17 protein-coding genes are annotated in these 20091 nt (G+C 40.5%); 15 read left to right on the top strand and 2 right to left on the bottom strand.

Annotation, left to right across the window (positions count from 1 at the left end):
- Positions 1-309: 309 nt before the first annotated feature.
- From BJP37_RS22675 to BJP37_RS39830, 13 genes are all read left to right on the top strand, one after another.
- Positions 310-2145 (top strand): ABC transporter ATP-binding protein, encoded by a 1836-nt coding sequence (locus tag BJP37_RS22675; protein WP_075902168.1) that lies wholly within the window; start codon positions 310-312, stop codon positions 2143-2145.
- A 24-nt stretch (positions 2146-2169) separates the two neighbouring features.
- Positions 2170-2715 carry an acyltransferase gene (locus tag BJP37_RS22680; protein WP_075902170.1) on the top strand — a complete coding sequence of 182 codons (546 nt, stop codon included), beginning with the start codon at positions 2170-2172 and terminating at the stop codon, positions 2713-2715.
- A gap of 24 nt (positions 2716-2739) precedes the next feature.
- A complete protein-coding gene (locus BJP37_RS22685; RefSeq protein WP_075902172.1) occupies positions 2740-3732 on the top strand; it encodes an FkbM family methyltransferase in 993 nt (330 codons plus the stop codon).
- Positions 3733-3782: 50 nt separating this feature from the next.
- Complete coding sequence (locus tag BJP37_RS22690; RefSeq protein WP_075902174.1) at positions 3783-6092, top strand: polysaccharide pyruvyl transferase family protein; 2310 nt, start codon at positions 3783-3785, stop codon at positions 6090-6092.
- A gap of 56 nt (positions 6093-6148) precedes the next feature.
- Complete coding sequence (locus tag BJP37_RS22695; protein ID WP_075902176.1) at positions 6149-7375, top strand: glycosyltransferase family 4 protein; 1227 nt, start codon at positions 6149-6151, stop codon at positions 7373-7375.
- A gap of 214 nt (positions 7376-7589) precedes the next feature.
- The gene (locus tag BJP37_RS22700; protein ID WP_158069723.1) at positions 7590-8735 is read left to right on the top strand and encodes a glycosyltransferase; all 1146 of its coding nucleotides are present in this window, start codon (positions 7590-7592) and stop codon (positions 8733-8735) included.
- 67 nt (positions 8736-8802) lie between these two features.
- On the top strand, positions 8803-9645 hold the full coding sequence (locus tag BJP37_RS22705) for a hypothetical protein (RefSeq protein ID WP_075902180.1): 843 nt from the start codon (positions 8803-8805) through the stop codon (positions 9643-9645).
- Between the two features lie 18 nt (positions 9646-9663).
- Positions 9664-10890, top strand: coding sequence for a glycosyltransferase family protein (locus BJP37_RS22710; protein WP_075902182.1), 1227 nt, complete (start codon positions 9664-9666; stop codon positions 10888-10890).
- 36 nt (positions 10891-10926) lie between these two features.
- On the top strand, positions 10927-11871 hold the full coding sequence (locus BJP37_RS22715) for a glycosyltransferase family 2 protein (RefSeq protein WP_075902184.1): 945 nt from the start codon (positions 10927-10929) through the stop codon (positions 11869-11871).
- Positions 11872-11888: 17 nt separating this feature from the next.
- A complete protein-coding gene (locus tag BJP37_RS22720; protein WP_075902186.1) occupies positions 11889-12473 on the top strand; it encodes an acyltransferase in 585 nt (194 codons plus the stop codon).
- Positions 12474-12499: 26 nt separating this feature from the next.
- On the top strand, positions 12500-13366 hold the full coding sequence (locus BJP37_RS22725; RefSeq protein ID WP_198954149.1) for a glycosyltransferase family 2 protein: 867 nt from the start codon (positions 12500-12502) through the stop codon (positions 13364-13366).
- 179 nt (positions 13367-13545) lie between these two features.
- On the top strand, positions 13546-14784 hold the full coding sequence (locus BJP37_RS22730) for a glycosyltransferase family 4 protein (RefSeq protein ID WP_075902189.1): 1239 nt from the start codon (positions 13546-13548) through the stop codon (positions 14782-14784).
- A 160-nt stretch (positions 14785-14944) separates the two neighbouring features.
- Positions 14945-15106, top strand: coding sequence for a hypothetical protein (locus BJP37_RS39830; RefSeq protein WP_158069724.1), 162 nt, complete (start codon positions 14945-14947; stop codon positions 15104-15106).
- Here the strand turns inward: BJP37_RS39830 and BJP37_RS22740 are convergent.
- Positions 15075-16031: a cation diffusion facilitator family transporter gene (locus BJP37_RS22740; protein ID WP_229415419.1), complete on the bottom strand. Its 957-nt coding sequence runs from the start codon at positions 16029-16031 to the stop codon at positions 15075-15077. The genes BJP37_RS39830 and BJP37_RS22740 overlap by 32 nt on opposite strands.
- A gap of 40 nt (positions 16032-16071) precedes the next feature.
- Between BJP37_RS22740 and BJP37_RS41440 the strand changes: the two genes are divergently transcribed.
- Positions 16072-16275 carry a hypothetical protein gene (locus BJP37_RS41440; RefSeq protein WP_214607800.1) on the top strand — a complete coding sequence of 68 codons (204 nt, stop codon included), beginning with the start codon at positions 16072-16074 and terminating at the stop codon, positions 16273-16275.
- A 383-nt stretch (positions 16276-16658) separates the two neighbouring features.
- On the opposite strand, the gene mutL is transcribed toward BJP37_RS41440, so the two are convergent.
- On the bottom strand, positions 16659-18428 hold the full coding sequence (gene mutL, locus BJP37_RS22750) for a DNA mismatch repair endonuclease MutL (RefSeq protein ID WP_075902197.1): 1770 nt from the start codon (positions 18426-18428) through the stop codon (positions 16659-16661).
- 627 nt (positions 18429-19055) lie between these two features.
- Here mutL and BJP37_RS22755 point away from each other — a divergent pair.
- Positions 19056-19928 (top strand): sulfotransferase domain-containing protein, encoded by an 873-nt coding sequence (locus BJP37_RS22755; RefSeq protein ID WP_075902199.1) that lies wholly within the window; start codon positions 19056-19058, stop codon positions 19926-19928.
- The last annotated feature ends 163 nt before the right edge of the window (positions 19929-20091 follow it).

The following is a 20091-nucleotide window of genomic DNA, read 5'->3' on the forward strand; positions in this document are numbered from 1 at the left end:
GATTTATTGCGCTATAGTGCTCCCTTCCGTAATAGGGCGCGAGCAATCCCTCGCGCCCTAGGAGGCGCGCACCTGTAGAATGGGCATCTTGCCGTGGAATGGGCATCTTGCGTGGAACTGGCATCTTGCCAGTTTCAATATATTTTCGAGCGGGCAAGATGCCCACTCTACTCCTATTCATTACTTGACTGACGCAACGCCCCCTCTCTTTACCTGTTCCCTGTTCCCTGTTCCCTGTTCCCTGTTCCCTGTTCCCTGTTCCCTTCAATTCTAGTTTGATATCTGATTTTAAAACGCTATATATCTATTGTGACAAAACTGAAAAAACTCATTCCTAATTTGCGATCGCCAGCCTATCGTCTGGTCGGGGAGACAGCCCGGAAAAACTGGTGGCTGATTGGGATTAATCTGGTTACCAATCTCGTCAGTGCCGTCCTAGAGGGCAGCACCCTAGGTGTGATTTATCTGGCGGTGGGTTACCTAACCGGGACTGATGACCCTGGAACAGACACACCAACCAATCCAACCATAGCTCAATCCCTTGCTAAGATTCTGCCTTTGCCACCAGAGCAAATGTTTTTAGTATTAATCTTTGGGGCAGTGGTGCTGCAAATCGGCTTAAGTCTCAGTAACTACCTCAATAGGGTATCGACAGCTTACCTATCGGCCAAAGCACAACCCTATGTGACGGGGAAAGTGTTTGAACGGATTATGACCTTTAGCTATGGCTGTGTCAGCCGCTATAAGGTCGGTGACCTAGTACTTTTTGCCAATGATGCGGCTTTGGCAGTGGATCGGCAGATCACAGAATTCAACAGTCTGGTGGTGAGTCTGTCATTCTCCTTGGTGTACCTGGTTATTATCGTGCGTCTATCCCCAATCTTGGCAGGGGCGGCAACGGTGCTGATCCTGGCGGTGGCTTATGTGCAGTACAAGCTGATTCCCCGATTACGACGAGTGGTAAAGCGGGTGACCGCAAGCCAGGTGGAGTCGGCTAAGTATATTACTCAGAGCATCCAGGCCTTGAGGTTGTTGCATACCTTTGGTACCCAGCCACAGACACTAACGGGGGCAAATCAGATATTAGGTAAAATCGAGAAACAACTAAAAAAGCGGGCATTGGTCTTTTACCTGCCGGAGCCAATTTTAGATACCTTGCCCATGGTAGCCCTGGGAATTTTGGCGGCTTCAGCAGTACTATTTGAAGGGAGTAAGGCGACAATCCTACCCCTGTTGTTGACCTTTTTGCTGGCCTTGCAACGGTTATCGGGGCGCTTGAAAGCAACTTCAAACACAATTACAATGTTTGTGGATAACAGCGCCCGGATGGTACGGTTAGAGACGATTTTAGACCAGCGGGATAAGGTATTTGAGCACTCGGGCACGGAGCAGTTTACACGGCTAAGGGAAGATATTGAGTTTAAGTCTGTAAACCTTTCCTATAGTAACGATGATAACCTTGCCTTGAACAATCTCACCTTTACTCTGCCCCGACATCAAGTAACTGCCTTAGTCGGGGAGTCGGGGGCAGGTAAGTCTTCGATTATAGATTTGTTCCTTGGGCTGTATCAACCGACGGCAGGACATATTCTAGTCAATGGTCGTCCTCTAGCAGACTATTGCTTGGAAGACTGGCGGCAACAGATCGGGGTGGTCAGTCAAGATACGTTTATTTTTAATGACAGTATTTTAGAAAATTTGCGTTACGGTCGTCCGTCAGCAAGCTTGGATGAGGTGGTGGAAGCAGCGAAAGCAGCCCAAGCCCACAAGTTTATTTTAGCCTTGCCTGATGGGTACGAAACCGTGGTGGGTGAGCGGGGCTATCGACTCTCCGGTGGACAGCGGCAACGATTGGCTCTGGCACGGGCATTAATTAAGCAGCCAGAGATTTTAATCTTGGATGAAGCAACCAGTGCCTTAGATAGTGAATCCGAGAAGTTGATTCAGCAGGCATTGGAACAGTTCCAAAAGGAACGAACCGTGATTGTTGTGGCACACCGACTTTCGACCATTGCTGAGGCTGATCAGATTTTAGTGCTAGAGCGGGGAGAGGTTGTGGAGCAGGGAACCCACAGTTTGCTTCTGCATCAAGGTGAGCGCTATGCGCGGTATTGGAAGTTGCAGAGTAGTCAGGTTGCAGCTTAATAATCTATTGGCTAGAGATTTGAAGTGGAATTAGTTTTTAACTTAAAAAAAGTTTTTCTGGAATACTGTTCCGATTTGGAATTTAAGCTGGCAAGTACTAAATTTGGGGAGTTGAAATATTGGAGAGCACATTACCTGAAGCATATGCAGGTAGAGTGGAAAGATAAGTTTCGTTTTGGACATAAGATTTACATCAAAAATAGAGGTAATTTATTTCTGGGGGATCGCTGCTGTATTGGAAGCTTCAGTCGGATCTGGAACTATGCTCCAATTACTATTGGTGATGACTTTATGGCAGCAGGGGGACTAACTTTAAATTCAGCAACCCATGACCCTATCACTTTAGAGCCTAAAGGTTTAGAGATGAAAATTGGTTCTCGTGTTTGGTGTGGTTTAAACGTGACAATTGTAGCTGGAGTCACTATTGGAGATGATGTTGTCCTCGGAGCGGGTAGTGTTGTAGTTAAAGATATACCAAGTGGATGCATTGCTGTGGGAGTTCCTGCTAAACCAATCAAAAAATTAGCTAGAGAAGGAATCAATACATTTACGCCCTTCACTATAAATTAGATTAATTTAGATACAAATAATAACATGCAAATAACTAAGAGTGTTATTAAAAAATTAACAGAGCATAATATTTCACTAATTTTGGCTGATATTGGTGCTTCTGGAGATAGTTGGTCTGTGTTTAAAGTACTCAAGCCAATTTCAAATTTGCTAAGGTTTGATCCAGACTTAAGGGATATTCGTGAGGTTAAAGGCACTAATGAGCATCGCGTAGTTACTATTAACCGTGCTGTTGTTGAACAAGACTGCGATGAAGTGGAATTTTATCTTACCAAATCACCCTACTGCTCAAGTACTCTGAAACCAGATCACGAGAAACTCAAAAGCTTTGCCTATGCAGATTGGTTTGAAGTTGAGAAGGTTGTAAGTGTTCCAGCAATTACATTGAACCAGTCCTTATCTTTAGGTAATTTTAGCCACATTGATTGGATTAAGCTGGACACCCAAGGTACAGAATTTCGGATCTTGGATAGCTTACCAGATAAAGTATTTGATCAATTACTGGTCTGCGATATAGAGGCATCACTATATCAGCACTATTTAGGTGCTGATATTTTGCCTTCGTTACACGATCTGATGCTCAAGCATGATTTCTGGATTGCTCAAATGCGTCCCCACTGGAATACTCGTATTTCTAGTAATACTAGCTGCGAATTGAGCAGTCGATATCAAGGTCAAGACCGCAAGATATTTGAATATTCTAAGCACCGAGAAGTAACTACTCTTGAATTTTGTTATCTCAGAACTATTGAAGGAGCTAAAAAGCGAAACTATACTTTTGAACAATTCCTAAAACTTTTTACTTGCCACTTCTCCCTGGGGGTTTTTGAATATTGCCTAGAAATTTTAAATGAAATGGATCAGTCATTTAGCAATAGTAAAACTGTAGAAATCCTTAGAAAAGAGACATTGGCAGCGATTGATAAACGAGTTGAAAAATCCAAAACTCCTTATTACATTAGTGCTTTGATCTTTCGCTTAAAGTCGCTACTACCTAACCTGCTCTGGCAAAATTAGCAGTTTGAGAGAAGATATCTAGCCTGTAATATTATCTAAGTGTTTAATTTATGCATAGTTCAGTTATAAATTTACTTAAATCAGTTCTATCGGAGGATCAACTAGATGCTTCTCGACAGATCCGTTCTCTAGTGCAACTGGCATATTACGATATTCGAGTCAACATGCTGGGGCAAATTTTGCCAATGAAACCCACATTTATCAGCATGATGGCAAATGATGTGTGTAACTCCCGTTGCCAAATGTGTCTAATTTGGAAGCAGAAGAAAGATCAGGAACTCAGTCCGCAACAATTAGAATCAATTTTAGCCGATCCCTTCTTTAGTAATGTTAGGCATATAGGAGTTACAGGCGGAGAGCCTACTCTGAGAAAAGATTTAGCTGAACTTTTTAAGGTAATTTGTTCCAGAAAAGCTAAAGTTGATGGAGCTTCCATAATCACTAATGCCATTATCGAAGATATTGTCAAAGAACGGGTGAGTGCTTGTGCAAAAGTATGTCGCGAACATAATGTTGGTTTCGGCGTAATGGTCTCCCTAGATGGTTTGGGAGAAGTTCATGATACTGTAAGAGGAAGAAAAAATAATTTTACTTCTGCAATTAATACTATTAACTACTTCCGTGAGCAAGGTATTCCCACATCCTTTGGTTGTACAATCACTAATTCCAATGCTCTCTATGTTGACGAACTACTTGATTATGCTATTTCGGAGGGATTATACGGCAGATTCCGAATAGCTGAATTCATACAGCGTCTTTACAATGATGAGCTATCGGAAAATATAAGAAGCTTTGACGACAAAACTGCTTATCATCTCGGACTTTTCTTTCATCGGCTACAGAATAGTGGTTTAGAGAAATTTCCTGCACATCTCAAAACCTACAGAAGTATACAAGCAATGCTTACTGAGGGTAAACCGAGACAGACAGGTTGCCCTTATCACACTCAGGGAGTAATTTTGACAGCTAGAGGTGATTTACTTTACTGTTCTCCTAAGTCACCAATACTGGGTAATACCCTTCAAACTTCTCCTAGTAAAATATACTACTCGAATTTGGCAAAACGCCGGGAGATGATCGAAAAAGACTGTGATAACTGCATCCACGACTACCATGTTCCACCTACTTTTAGAGAGAAAGTCAGTTTTTACTTAAAACATAGAAGACGGCACAGAAAATATAACTGTTCTACACTAGTTGCTCAAGCTCAAAAACTTAAGACAGCAAATAAGATTACGGCTGATTTAGCTTCGGTTAGCTCTAAAAAAGCTTTAATTGTAGGTTGGTACGGTACTGAGACGGCTGGGGACAAAGCTATTCTCTGGACAATTGTTAATAGACTACGCTCTCGTTCTAATCCCCCGCAGGAAATTTATCTAGCTAGTTTAGTTCCCTTCATTTGTCACTGGACAGTCAAGGAAATGGAACTTGGAGAAATTACTGTTGTGGAAACATACTCCCGCGAATTTGAACAAGTTTGCGATCAAGCTGATGAGATTATAGTTGGTGGTGGTCCTTTAATGGATATTGAGGCACTTAATCACATGCTCTATGCCTTGATTAGAGGGGCTAAATCCGGAGCAATAAATCGTGTAGAAGGATGTGGTATTGGTCCTCTGGTTGATCCGTTACTAACCCAAGTAGTCAGAGAAATGTTGCGATTGGCTCATCATGTAACACTGAGAGATAGAGCTTCTGTAAATCGTTCTCAGAAAGAGTTTAAAATTTTAGATGTGCAAGCTGTCCCCGATCCTGCTGTTGAGTATGTGGAGTTTGTTAAATCTCAAGTTCAGCTTCTCAAAAAAACTCCTCCCTTGGGCGATGCAAACAATATTTCTTGTTTCTTAAGAGAGTGGGGTAGAGACTATGCAGGTAATTTAGAAGAGATAGAGTATTATTCAATCAAGCAGGCTTTTGAAAGTCAGCTAGTTCAAATGATTGCTCACATTGCCCAGCTTCAAAATGCTGAGAAAGTAAATCTTTTACCAATGCATACTTTCTCTCTTGGTGGTGATGACCGGATTTTGAACCGTCGTTTAGCCAAAGATATCTCTCTATTACTCGAAGAGAATAAAGCAGCATCTAAAGTTAGTTTTGCAAGAGGTCCTGTTTCTCCTTTAGAAATCCTGCAAAGCATGTATCATGCCAAGTTGAATATTTGCATGAGATTTCACTCCGTCCTTTTTGCCGAAACCTTGGGTGTTCCTTACGTAGCTATTGATTATACGGGTGGAGGCAAGATAAAAGCATTATTAGAAAGCAAAGGAAAACTTAATCGACTTATTTCACTTCAAGATGTTGCTGAAGGTAAATGGAAGACACAGCTAGAAAACTTACTTACTCCTCAATTGGTAGATTAAACCTGGTTAAACTTTTCGAGAAATAACAATAGATATCATCAATTGGGAAAAATGCGGTGAAAGTTCTTCATATTAATACATCTGATACTGGTAGTGGTGGAGCAATAGCTGGCTACAGACTTTATCAAGGATTGTTAGCTCAAGGTGTTGACTCTCAACTTCTAGTTAACTCATCCAATTCAGTTGATGATAGAATAGCGGTTATTCCTAGTAATAATACTCAAGAAAAGCTTTCTTTTAAAATTGCTAAGTATATTAGCTTAAACTACATTAACGTCATAAATACTTTCAAACTTCCTCAACATCCTTTCTTTAAACAAGCCCAAATTATTAACTTTCATAATCTTCATGGAGGGTATTTTAACTACTTAGCTATTCCGAAGCTAACCGAAAGTAAGCCTGCTGTTTTGACGCTTCACGACATGTGGAGTTTTACAGGCCATTGTGTGTATAGTTTTGATTGCAATCGTTGGAAAGTTGGTTGTGGTCACTGCCCATACTTAGATATATATCCAGCCATTAATAAAGATACTACAAACTTAGAGTGGAAACTAAAAAATTGGGTTTACAATCGCTCAAATTTAGTTATTGTTACTCTTAGCAATTGGTTAACAGAGCAAGCCAAACAAAGTATACTTAATCGCTTTCCTATTAACCATATACCCAATGGTATTGATACACAGGCGTATCAACCAATAAATTCTGAGCTTTGTAGACATATTCTTGGTATTCCCGACAATAAAAAAGTTATTATGTTTGCAGCTCAAAGCCTAGCAGATTCCCGTAAAGGTGGTGATTTACTGTTGAAGGCTTTGCAGAGTTTACCTGAGTCGCTGAAACAAGAAACGATCTTACTAACTTTGGGTTCTAGTGGTGAAGCCATAACAAAAGATTTAGGTATGCAAGCCATGAATCTTGGTTATGTGCAAAGCGATCGTCTTAAATCTATTGCTTACTCCGCTGCTGATTTATTTGTTTTTCCTACCCGTGCGGACAATTTACCCTTGGTGCTGCAAGAAAGTATGGCTTGCGGTACACCAATGGTATCTTTCAAAGTTGGTGGTGTTCCCGATTTAGTGCGTCCTGGGGTTACAGGTTACTTAGCTGAACCAGAGAGTGCCAAAGACTTATGCAAGAATATGGTAGAGCTTCTAGAAGATTTCAACCTACGCGATCGCATGAGTCAGCAATGCAGAGAGATTGCCTTGAAGGAATATTCCCTAGAATTACAAGCTCAGCGATATATTGACCTGTATTCCCAGACTTTGGCTAGCAGTTGTTAAGTAGGTGGGCATAAATAAACGTTAAAACTCAAAATAGGAAAATGAAGCTGAAAGCCTTTATTAAAGGGGTTTTCAGTATTTTGAAGATCAATTGCTATTTTACGGATAATTAAGCCCACCTACTTAAAAGAAGTTGACCATAATGATAAGCTCAGAAAGAACTAGTAAAATTACCTTTGATCTTCCACGGCTACTTTACATAGGTGACGTACCTGTGGAATCTACCGTCGCAGGGTCTGCTTTGTTGTATCGTCTACTGCAAAACTATCCTACTGAGCAATTATATATTGTTGAAAGCAATATCGCTAAGTACAACCCGGACAAACGTTTGCCCAATGTTACTTATAAAACTATTCCTTTAGGCTCAAGACGATTACTTCACAGTCGCTTCGTAGAAGCTTATACTTCCTATCTCTTTTTAACAGCAAAATGGCGTTCGCAGCAATTAGTTAAAGTCATTAGCACTTTTAAGCCAAATGCAATTTTAACTGTAGCACATGGACTTTCATGGCTTACAGCAGCGGCTTTGGCTAGGCGTTTTAAAGTACCTCTGCACCTGATTATACATGATGATTTACCATCATATATTCCAGTAGTACCTTGGTTTAAAAATGCCTTCAACCGAAAATTTGGAAACATCTATCAACAAGCTCAATCAAGATTTTGTGTTTCTCCTTACATGGTGGAATCCTATCAGAAACGCTACGGTGTAACAGGCAGTGTTATTTTCCCTTCTCGTGCAGCAGATATCTATGAGTTTGATTGTCCACCTAAAAAGAATAATTCATCATCTAACTCTCTAGTCTTTGCCTATGCTGGATCAGTTAATAGTCAAGGACAAGCTGATACTTTAATCTCTCTAGCTTCAGTTTTGGAAATTTTAGGAGGTAGATTAATTATTTATTCAGCATTAACTCAAGAATCTGCGAAGAAAATTGGTTTGAGTCACCAAAATATTGATATGCGTTCCCTCATCCCATACAAAAAACTGGTTAGCACATTGCGAGAGGAAGCTGATGTACTTTTTTTACCAATGAATTTTGATTCTGACCGTAAATCTAATATGCAACTTTGTTTTCCTAGCAAATTAACTGATTACACTGCAACTGGTCTTCCTTTACTTGTTTGGGGACCTCATTACTGTTCTGCTGTACGTTGGGCAAAAGATAATCCTGGTGTAGCAGAAGTGGTTGATCAAGAAAACTTAGAAGCATTAGCAATAGCCGTCAAAAAGCTCACTCAAGATGCAGAATATTGCTTTACTCTAGGGCAAAATGCTATTAATATAGGTTGTGAATATTTTTCTCATGCTAGGGTAACAAGTAAATTCTATGATGCTTTAGAAATTACCATATCTTAATTTTCATTTTAAAGCTTTTTTTTATACTTATACCAATCTATAAACTTGAGTAATTAAAATACTTTTTATGACTGTCACCTTAATGATTTGTTTTGCACGTTCAGGGGGAACTATCTTAAATCAATGTTTAGGAAGCTTACCTAATGTAGTTATTATGTCTGAGGTAAATCCTCTAGGTGGTGGTAGTGGAAGAGGAAATATTTCATATAAAACTGTCCAAGAACAAGCAAAAAACTGGTATCAAATTGACATTAAATCTAATCAATTTACTGAAGGTATTCTTGAATTAGACAAAAAATGCTCTTCTCAACATCATAATTTAATAGTAAGAGATTGGACTTTTATTAATTTTGTACCATTTAAAGATAATAAATATAATCCACCTAATAGACTTTTGAGCCTGGAAGCTTTACAAGGAAAATGTGATTTAAAAACCTTTGCATTTGTTCGTGATTCCATAGACGTATGGATTTCCCGAGGAACTCCGGATTTAGAGTCTTTTTTTAACCAGTATATCACTTATGTTGAGACATTATTAGAAGCCAAAATTCCTATATTTAAATACGAAAATTTTTGCGAAGAACCGAATAAAGTAATATTAAAAATTTGCTCTTTGTGTGATCTAGAATATCATGAAGTCTCCAATAATAAATACCAACATTTTTATAAGGTAAACGGAGATATACAAATCTTATCAAGAGGGCAAAAGCAAGGAAATATCAAACCGCTAAAAAGAAAATTAATTCCGAAAGAAAAAATAATAAAACTAAACAATTGCAAGAATATGATAGCAGCAAATAGTTTGCTTGGTTATCCAACTTCATATTATGAAGCCGTACTTGAAAATTTTTGGTTCAAAGCTATAAAATCTAATTTTCTTAATATAATCAAACCGCATAATAAAACTTAACTTTAAGCATATGTATAAATGAAAATTTTCACAGCAATCCGCCATTCAATTGACCCCAATCTTTACTACGGTGATTTGTGGAGTGGTAATTTCTATCCAGCTTTAAAACAGTTAGGACATGAGATTATCGAATCACAAGTAGATTTACTTCCTGCTAGTCGATTCATGCAAATAGCTAGTAACTTCACACCCCAAGAAAAGGAAGTTCGCGCTCAGATTACTCAAAAAATTGTTGATGAAGTAAGACAAGCTCACCAAAAGCAACCTCTTAATTTATTTATTAGCTACTTTTATAACGCACACTTTGACCCAGCAGGATTTAAAGAAATTAATCAATTGGGTATTCCTACAGTAAATTTTTACTGTAACAATATTCACCAGTTTGAACTAGTTTCAGAAATAGCTACTCAAGTTAATTTTTCCTGGCACGCTGAGCGAAATGCACGAGCGCATTATTTAAAAATTGGTGCAAATCCTATTTGGGTGCAAATGGGTGCAGATCCAAAAGTTTACTACCCAATATCTGGAATCAATCGTCGTCATAAAGCTTGTTTTGTTGGTCAGCGTTATGCAGATCGGGATCGTTTTATTGCTAATCTTATTCAGAATAAAGTACCTGTCAGCATTTATGGGAAAGGTTGGGGATTACCAGATACTCACGATTCAAAGCAAACCTTGCTTAAAGAAGAATCTAAATATCTAGGAAGAAAATTGCCTAAAGCAGGAGGTATCTCAGGATATGCTAATGTTGTATGTCAAAATATCAACAACCAAGGATTAATATCGGGTCTACGTAGAACAGTTCAGCAATTCCAGTATCGCCATCAAAGTCGTACTATTTCGCCGTTACTAGCTTCTGTTGCTTGCGGTTTTGCTAAGAACCTCTGTTACACTTTCTCTGAATATGAAGTTATTCTCAACTTCAGTAATGTTTGGGCTGATGGACGACCAGGTTCAGAGTTAATTCCACACGTACGCCTGCGTGATTTTGAAGCTCCTATGTGCCGTAGTTGTTACCTAACTGGCTATACTAATGAGATAGCAGAGTTTTACGAAATAGGTAAAGAAATTGACACTTATCAAAGCCCTGAAGAGTTAGTTGATAAGACAAAATTTTATCTGAATCACCCCACTGAGGCTGAAAAATTGCGTGAAGCGGGCTATCAAAGAGCTTTACGCGACCACACTTGGACAAATCGTTTCGAGGAACTTTTTCAAAAAATTGGCTTAGCCAATAAAAATTAATCTTAAGCAATGCGTGATGAGAGAAATTTTGGTTAGATGACTAAACTTCTACCTGTATCAGCACTTGTTGCTACTAAAAATCGTAGTAAATCTTTCTTGAGGACACTGCAAAGTCTTTCTATACAGTCACATCACCCTGTGGAGATGATTGTCGTAGATGGTTCTACAAATAATGAGACCCAAGCTATTTGCAAATCTGGGATTGAAAAGCTTTCAACAAAAATTATTTACCATCGAGCAATAGATATCGGTGCAGCAGCGCAACGAAATCAGGGCATGTCCTATGTTTCCCAAAATATGATTTGGATACTGGATGATGACATAATTTTTGAGCCACATTGTCTGGTACGACTATGGAATGCGCTTCAAAGTGACTCTAGTTTAGGTGGTGTCAATGGGATGATTACTAACCAGCTTTACCAATCACCGGGTCACTTAAGTAGTATTATATGGCGCTTTTTGCATGGTTGTCATGAAGATAGCTATGCTGGTAAGTGTATTGGTCCTGCACTTAATTTACTGCCAGAAGATCGTCATGATTTACCGGAAGTAGTGCCCGTAGAGTGGTTAAATACAACCTGTGTTCTTTACCGAAGAGAAGCATTACCACAACCTCTGTTTCCGCCAATTTTTACAGGTTATTCACTTATGGAAGATGTAACTCTTTCTCTCACGGTAGGTAAGCAGTGGAAACTTGCTAATGCACGAACAGCTCGTATTTTTCATGATAGTCAACCGGGGGATCATAAAAACAATTTGGGAGTACTGGCAAAGATGGATTTAGTCAATCGACATTACGTTATGACTAAAATCTTAGAGCGTAATCGACCCACGGATTATCTCAAACTGATAGTGTTGCAATTATTTCAACTCGCTGCTTCTCTTACCTCTGCCAAAGGTTGGTTATCGTTACCGGCTGTAGTGAGTGGAAAACTTCAAGCCATATCAGAAATTATATTATCCAAATACAGAATCGCATAAAACTTACTGTCTGTAGAATGAGCCTTACTCGTTTATCTCGTTTGGTCCAAGGATTAAAAAGCCGTTGGCGCAATTTTTACTACCGTAGGTTAGGGGTTAAATTCCACGGTTACATTTGGATGCGGGAGATTGAAATTCCTCGTAACTATCAAGATATTGAAATTGAAACTTCTTGTGCTTTTGACCGAGGTGTTACTCTTTTGTGTAGTGGCGAATCTCTCTCTCATCCTAAAATTCATATTGGTCCTGAAACATACATCAACCGCAATACTTTCCTTGATGCTACTTTTTCCCTGAGCATTGGTAAGCATTGCGCTATCGGTCCTAATTGCTATATTACTGACCACGATCATGGTTCTAACCCAAATTTACCGCCTCTCAAACAGCCCATGATTTCTGAAGCAACTAAAATTGGTGATCGAGTTTGGTTGGGGGCTAATGTTACAGTTCTCAAAGGTGTGACAATTGGTAATGACACTATTGTGGGTGCAGGTAGTGTGGTGACTAAAGATTTACCAGCCAATGTTGTTGCAGTGGGAGTTCCTGCCAAAGTAATTAAACAGCGAAACAAACCTTACCAGGAGTTCTCCTTAGCTGAATAAGCAACCTTTTCTAAACGTTAATAATTATGGTTCAAGATTTATCAAAATTGGTATCAGTTGGAATTGCCACCAAAAATCGCTGGCAAGACTTGGAAATCACCTTAGAAAAACTTGATCAAAATAGTTTTAAATCAATACCAATTATTATCTTTGATGATGCTTCTGATATTGCTTGTCCATTTGATGTTAGTGAATTCAATGTTAATGTATTAATTAAGCGATTTTCTAACTCTCAAGGCTACATTGTAAGGCGAAATAAATTGGCTGAAGCAATGCATACAAAATACTACTTAAGTCTTGATGATGATTCTTACCCTGTATCTGGTTCCTTACAAGCTGCTGTTGAATTTGCAGAATCTCGTCAAGATTTACTATGTGTAAGTTTTCCAATCTACAATCCAGTGCTAGGACATTATCAAAGTAGTTCAATTAAGCAAATACCGTATCAAGTCAAATCCTTTATTGGCTGCGGTCATTTACTCCATATAGAAAATTTTTTGAAGCTCGGGGGATATCGTGAAGAATTAATCCATCAAGGTGAGGAAATGGAAATAGCTGCTAGAGCTTTTAAAGAAGGACTGCATTGCTACCATTATCCTAGCTTTGAAATTAATCATACTGCCTCGAATAAAGGGCGAAACTGGCATCGAATGGATTTCTACGGTGCAAGGAATAATGTTCTATGGAATGATTGGTTTGTACCTAATGAGTTTAAGTTAATTAAGCAAAGCCGTACTTTAATATCTAGAATTATTCATTCTATGAAAGTTGGTCGCATGGGACAAATACAAGGTGAATTAGCTGGACTGATGGAATCACAACGGTATAAATATTATAGAAGAACAATGTCTGTAGAAATGTTTAATAACTGGCAATCTTTACCCTTTAGCTAATGTTTTTTAAAATCTGAATAGTTTTTTAATTTCTTAAATAAAAGGTCATTTATCTGGCTTACTAATTAGTTTGGTCTCTCTTTATTAAAAACTGGGAGCAAATCCAAAAAGTGTGATATTCACAACCAATTTTATAGGCTCCGTACAAGCAGTCAAAAAGAATCTATTCTATAATTTGTATGTCCGAAGCTTTTGCATCGTGGATCTGTTGCCAAATCGGAGCAAGAGAACATTACGCAATCCCCAGATCCCTACATCAACAGGGTAACCTATCTCACCTAATCACAGACGCTTGGATTACCCCCCAATCTCCCCTCAACTATCTACCCAAAAACCTGCTCACAAGTTTACGCGATCGCTTCCACCCAGATCTTGGTCAAGCATCCACTCACGCCTTTACCAATTCCTTAATTCAGCTAGAAATCCAGCAACGTCTGCAAAAAGTGCGTGGTTGGGAACAAATTATTGCCCGTAATCACTGGTTTCAACAAAACGCTGTCAACTATCTGGCAAAAATTGCTCCAAAATTTAATAAACCTCCCATCCTCTTTACTTACAGCTACGCAGCCTTAGATATCTTACAATTTGCCAAAGCTCAAGGGTGGCGCACTGTCCTCGGACAAATAGATCCAGGTATTGTGGAAGAAAAAATTGTTGCCCAAGCCCACCGCCAATATCCCCATTATCAATCAACCTGGCAACCAGCACCCCCAGACTATTGGACTAACTGGCAAAAAGAATGTCATCTGGCAGACCGGATTGTAGTTAACTCCACCTGGTCTAGCCAAGCCCTACAACAAGTTGGGGTACCCTCAGAGAAAATTGCCGTAATTCCCTTAGCTTACCAAGCACCTACCGCATCTCAAGGCTTTGTGCGCACCTATCCGGAACACTTTTCCCCTCAGCGTCCCCTGCGAGTGCTGTTCCTCGGACAAGTTATCCTACGTAAAGGTATCTTTCCCCTGCTGGAAGCAGCTAGATTATTACAAAACGAACCCATTGAATTTCAGATTGTAGGATCCCTAGGGATTACCCTCACCCCAGCCCAACAAAACTTGCCAAATGTGCGCTGGATTGGTTCCGTTCCCCGCAGTGCCACCAGCCAGTATTATCAACAAGCAGATGTATTTCTCTTCCCTACCCTTTCCGATGGCTTTGGTTTAACTCAACTAGAAGCTCAAGCTTGGAAATTACCCCTGATAGTGTCCCGATTTTGTGGAGAAGTGGTGAAAGATCAAGAGAATGGCTTGATCTTACCAGAGGTTTCAGGAGAAGCAATTTCTCAAACCTTGCAATGGTGTCTTAATCACCCCCAACAATTGCAGTATTTTGCTCAAAACTCCACAAATCTCTCTCAATTTAGTTTGTCCCAACTCCAACAAAATCTGCAACATATAGGGTTTGTATCTGGGTTGTGAACATAGGATTGATGGCAAAAGGGAGCAGGGAGCAGGGAGCAGGGAGCAGTATGAAAGAGCTTGGAGGATTTTTTGGTGTTATGAGAAATCAGCAAGATTGTTCATAACCTATTTATATAGCGTTTATCATAGCTATGAGGTACACATTCTTTTTTCCCTCTTGCCTATTGCCTATTGCCTCTTGCCTATTGCCTATTGCCTATTGCCTCTTGCCTCTTGCCTATTGCCTCTTGCCTACTCCCGACTCCCGACTCCCGACTCCCGACTCCCGACTCCCGACTCCCGACTCCCTACTCCCCATCTGGTTCATCTTTACCGTTGATTTGTTGGTTACGGTTCGAGCCATTCCATCGTAAGGATGCTGTTAAGTCATCATCGATGTGGAAAATAGCTTGTACTGGTCCGTAGCGTTCTTGAATTCCCCCCTGAATCCGTTCAGCAATCAGGGAAATGACTCCTGAGAACTCTGGATGCACTACCAAATGCATTTCAACATACATGAAGCGTCCGACAACACCCCGGCACTGAATTTGATCACAGCGAGTGACACCTCCAACTTGATGGGCTATGTGAGCGATCGCTTCTGGATCAATGGGAGTTTGTTTGACTAGCAGGGGCAACTGCCAGTTGATAACTTTCCAACAATTTCGCCCGGCAAAAAGCACCAGCACACAACTCAGCAATGGATCCAGCCATAGGAAACCTTGGGAAACGCCCCAAAGCCCACCGAGTACTAGTATAGTTAAGCCCACATCCTGGAGCATTTGAGCCGCCTGAAAGCGTAGGGTAGGACTCCTGACCACTTTAGCTTGGTAAATCATCAGGCAAGACCAACCAAGGCTCATGGCTAATACTGCTCCCAACAATTGTATTAAGGGTAAACTGAGCCGGACAGGAATAGTTAAGGTTCCTCCCTGAATCAGGGTTAGTAACTGCTGAGAGGACAGTAAGCACAAATTTCCCCCAGCAAAGCCGAAAAAGGCAATTAGCACAAAGGTAATCACCGTTTCCCGTTTACCATGACCATAGACTGACAGATCTGGCGAATTGTCATAGGTAGTGATCATCAGCAAATTGATAAGGGTATTAAAGCAAATTAATAGGGTGAACAGGGATTCCCCCATCAGACTGAGCGATTGGGTAGCCCAAGCTGCTGACACCTTGACTGATAAAACAAACAAGCTGAGCCAGAGGGTAATGAATAATACCAGACGACTAGTCTGATCGCGGTTTGGTCCTTCGGTCATGGCCTGAAGGTAACAGATGTGGATTACCTTCACATTATCTTTGATTACCCTATTATTGATTGAGGCATCAGGCAATTATGCCATTTTATGGCAGTTCTTAATGGTTTTGGGGAGTTGGGAGTCGGGAGTCGGGAGTGTGGGAGGTGTGGGGAGTGTGGGGCGGGGGCGCAGGGAGTGTGGGGCGGGGGCGCGGGGGGAGAAGAAAGAAGAGCAGAGAAGAGCAGAGAAAAGGAGAGAAGAGTAGCAGGGAAGAGGGGAAAAAATCCTGTGTACCTCATTACTATGAACACTGCTATTATTAATGAGCAAGTTTTAACCTTACAAACTTGCTAACTTGCCAACTTAATAACCTTTAACTTGATAACTTAATAATCTTCAACTTGCTAACTTGATAACTGGCTAACCTTCAACTTGATAACTGGCTAACCTTCAACTTGATAACTTACTAACCTTCAACTTGATAACTGGCTAACCTTCAACTTGATAACTTGCTAACTTGATAACTTGCTAACTTGCTAACTTGATAACTTGCTAACCTTCAACTTTCTAACCTTCAACTTGATAACTTGCCAACCTTGGCCAAAAGGCCACGCTACGCGAACAACTTGATAACTTGCCAACCCTTCCTTATATCCCATGACTTTTCCCAATTACCCAATGACGGCGGAAAAAACGGGAAAGAGCAGACTCTTTTAAGGATAAATAAATGGGACGCCCGTGGGGACAAGTGCGAGGGTTTCTAGTCTTTTTCCACTGATCTAATAACTGCTGCATTTGTGATAAACTTAGGGGGATACCATTGCGAATTGCACTGCGGCAGGCAGTTGCTACTTGAGCCGTTTGTAAGTCTCCTCCTAAACTCAGCTCTAATAGGGCTTTGGCACAATCGTCTCGCTCGCGCAACAGTTCTGGTGCATTCCGTACTGCCCACAGCTCTTCTCCAAAGGGGTCAACTTCTAAACCAATGCGCTGTAGTTGCTCCACCTGGCTAGGGGATAACTGCTGGAGAATTATGGGAGGTTCTAAGGGGACTAACTGCCAGCGATCGCATAATTCTTCATACAACACCCGTTCGTGGGCAATGTGTTGTTCAATTAACCAAATACCGGTGGGATGCTCTGCTACAATATACATATTATGAAGCTGAGCCACGGCTCGCAGTTGGATTAGCCCAATATCATCGGTTTTGTTATCAGTTTTGCTATCAATTTTGCTATCAGTTTTGTCAGTAATTTCTTGAGTGGCTGCTATCCCTTGAATTGAACGACTGGTGGTGTAACCTCCTCTAGCTTCCGATGTTTTGAGTAACTGTTTTACCCTGTTCGAGTGAATCGCTTCTGGGAGAGTGGCTGGAGTGATTCGCAAAGCGTGCTCGATAGCTTCAGCAACTTGCTCTTGCCAGTAAGATACCGAGTGTAAGTAAATTTCGGTCTTGGCTGGATGACGATTCCAGTCGATTTGACTCGGACAAATCCGCAGGTGCAGGAAACAAATGGGATAGCGGTCGCGAGGCAAAGTTCGAGCTAATGCTGTGATCATGGTTTGTTCCAATTCATGCGATCGCACAATCCGTCCATTAGTCGCTACCTTTACCCAGTCTGCACGTCTGCGATGGCATCGATCCGGTAATCCTAACACTAGCTCCATCAAACCATTTCCGACATTTCCCTTGGTGGTTTTATCCTGTTCTTGTTCTGTTCCCGAATCCGGTATCGGCACCTCTACCGTTAGCGGCTGCAAATCACTTTCCTTTAACTGCTTGATAATTTGAGGCAGAATCTGTTGGGCAGTATGACCAGGACAAAGATTAAACCATGGACGTCCATTTTGCTCCACTTGCCAGCTCACCCTCGGATGACACAGAGCATGTTGATGAATAATGGTTTGGACAGCACGCAACTGTTGTGCCATCGCCGGTAAACCCTGGCGACGCACGGGCAACTTACCAAATAAATTAGACACGATCACAATCGTACCGGGTGCGATCGCAGCAGATTCAATCTGACGCAGTTCACCTTGGGAATTATAAATTACTCGCCACCCCTGACTATTTCCTGGACATCGGCTCAAAATTTCTAACTCTGCCACAGCCGCCAAACTATGCAACGCTTCCCCACGAAATCCCAAACTAGTAATCTTCCACAGATCATCACTACTAGAGATTTTGCTAGTACTGTGGGCAAAAGCCGCTTTTTGTAAATTCTTGACCTCCATCCCTGTGCCATTATCTGCCACTCGTACCCGCCATTGCTCAGTCCACAGGGAAACGGTAATCCGAGTTGCCCCAGCATCAAGGGAATTTTCGATCAGTTCTCGCACCACTGCGGCTATTGAATCAATCACTTCCCCAGCAGCAATTAGATGAACTACGTTTTTAGGTAGGGTTTGAATAATCATTTAAGGGAATCGGGAATTGGGAATCGGGAATCGGGAATCGGGAGTAGGGAATCGGGAGTAGGGAATCGGGAATCGGGAATCGGGAATCGGTAAAAAATTGTACCTCATAAGTAGGATAAACGCTATATAGTGAATTTTTAATTAATTTTGTATAAAAGACAAACGACAACAAACAATTTTACTATAAATAATGTTATTAAACGGATTTACCTTAGTTCGATAGAACCAACGTTATCCAGGAATTAAGAATTTGGAGGATCGCGTCATTCCAAATTAATTATAAATTATTTACCCAATAATTAGTAATTCAGTAGCGTTTGCTCAGCCATACAATTTTAGATTATATCTCAACAATATTGAGGAGTATACTAATTCAGTAATTATGGTTATTTATCTTAACAATAAAACTGCCAGTTTATGACCTATAATTTAGATTTACTGCTATAGTATGTTGTGTATATAATCAAAAGTATTGCTGATATAGCATAACCCTAAAAAAATATCCGAATGAGTCTGATAATTTCTAGATGAGCTACAGTCAATTTTCTGCCCTCTACTCCCGATTCCCGATTCCCAATTCCCAATTCCCGATTCCCGATTCCCGACTCCCTACTCCCTAACGAAACAATGAACCAACAACGACAAAAACCCCACTACTCCATGTGTCAGGGATTCCTTATTCCCATGGGATTTCCGGTAACATGTTTTGAATCTGGACTAAATTACAATGCTCAACCGGAGGATAACTTTATTGTTACTTATCCCAAATGTGGCACAACTTGGGTTCAACATATTGTCTGGATGCTCAACCATGATGGCGAACCCCTACCTGTGGGCAAAGACATCAATTTAGAAGTACCTCATCTAGAAGAAGTGGGTGCTGAGTTTGTGGCAGCCATGCCATCACCAAGGTTTATTAAAACTCATCTTCCTTTCTCATTCACCCCTTACTGTGCTGATGCCAAGTATATCTATATTGCTCGCAATCCCTTTGATTGTGTTGTTTCTTTTTATTACCATACTAAAGGGTTTGTGAAGCACTATAATTTTGCTGAAGGAACCTTTAATGATTTTTTTGAATGCTTTATAGAAGGGGAAGTGGATTGGGGCGATTATTTCGAGCATTTACTGTCTTGGTATGACCATCGCCAGGATGACAATGTTTTGTTTATCACTTACGAAGCTATGAAAGCTGATACTCCCAAGCATATTCGAGAAATTGCTAACTTTTTAGGGAGTTCATACCTAGACAAACTAAATAATGCTGAAATTTTCAATAGCATTCTCAAACACACTAGTTTTACCAGCATGAGCCAAGACCAAAGTCGGTGGTCGAGTCAGCGACCTAAAGAAATGACACCGTTTATCCGCAAAGGAGAAATCGGAGATTGGAAGAATCATTTTTCTGAGGATCAAATAGCCCGTTTATCTGATAAATTTAGAAATAAGACTGCTGGAACAGACATAGCAATGTTGTGGGCTGATTTAATTCCCAATTAAAACCAAACCAATTTTAATAATCCTGATTACACAGGAATGTTTACCTGTTCAAGAGTATGTTAGCATTGTTAATGCCTAATTCAGATCCCCCATTATCCCCCTTAATAAGCTATCCATTAGGCAAAAGTAGTCGAAACGGTGATAGAGACTAGGATGTAGAAGC

The organism is Moorena bouillonii PNG (assembly GCF_001942495.1).
Lineage (GTDB): Bacteria > Cyanobacteriota > Cyanobacteriia > Cyanobacteriales > Coleofasciculaceae > Moorena > Moorena bouillonii.

What these genes read in the sequence shown, in the direction of transcription:
- BJP37_RS22720 (WP_075902186.1), top strand. Translation starts at nt 11,889, where the DNA reads ATGAGCCTTACTCGTTTATCTCGTTTGGTCCAAGGATTAAAAAGCCGT.
- BJP37_RS22740 (WP_229415419.1), bottom strand. Translation starts at nt 16,031, where the DNA reads ATGACCGAAGGACCAAACCGCGATCAGACTAGTCGTCTGGTATTATTC.
- BJP37_RS22755 (WP_075902199.1), top strand. Translation starts at nt 19,056, where the DNA reads ATGAACCAACAACGACAAAAACCCCACTACTCCATGTGTCAGGGATTC.
- BJP37_RS22705 (WP_075902180.1), top strand. Translation starts at nt 8,803, where the DNA reads ATGACTGTCACCTTAATGATTTGTTTTGCACGTTCAGGGGGAACTATC.
- mutL (WP_075902197.1), bottom strand. Translation starts at nt 18,428, where the DNA reads ATGATTATTCAAACCCTACCTAAAAACGTAGTTCATCTAATTGCTGCT.
- BJP37_RS22710 (WP_075902182.1), top strand. Translation starts at nt 9,664, where the DNA reads ATGAAAATTTTCACAGCAATCCGCCATTCAATTGACCCCAATCTTTAC.
- BJP37_RS22730 (WP_075902189.1), top strand. Translation starts at nt 13,546, where the DNA reads ATGTCCGAAGCTTTTGCATCGTGGATCTGTTGCCAAATCGGAGCAAGA.
- BJP37_RS22685 (WP_075902172.1), top strand. Translation starts at nt 2,740, where the DNA reads ATGCAAATAACTAAGAGTGTTATTAAAAAATTAACAGAGCATAATATT.
- BJP37_RS22690 (WP_075902174.1), top strand. Translation starts at nt 3,783, where the DNA reads ATGCATAGTTCAGTTATAAATTTACTTAAATCAGTTCTATCGGAGGAT.
- BJP37_RS22715 (WP_075902184.1), top strand. Translation starts at nt 10,927, where the DNA reads ATGACTAAACTTCTACCTGTATCAGCACTTGTTGCTACTAAAAATCGT.
- BJP37_RS22725 (WP_198954149.1), top strand. Translation starts at nt 12,500, where the DNA reads ATGGTTCAAGATTTATCAAAATTGGTATCAGTTGGAATTGCCACCAAA.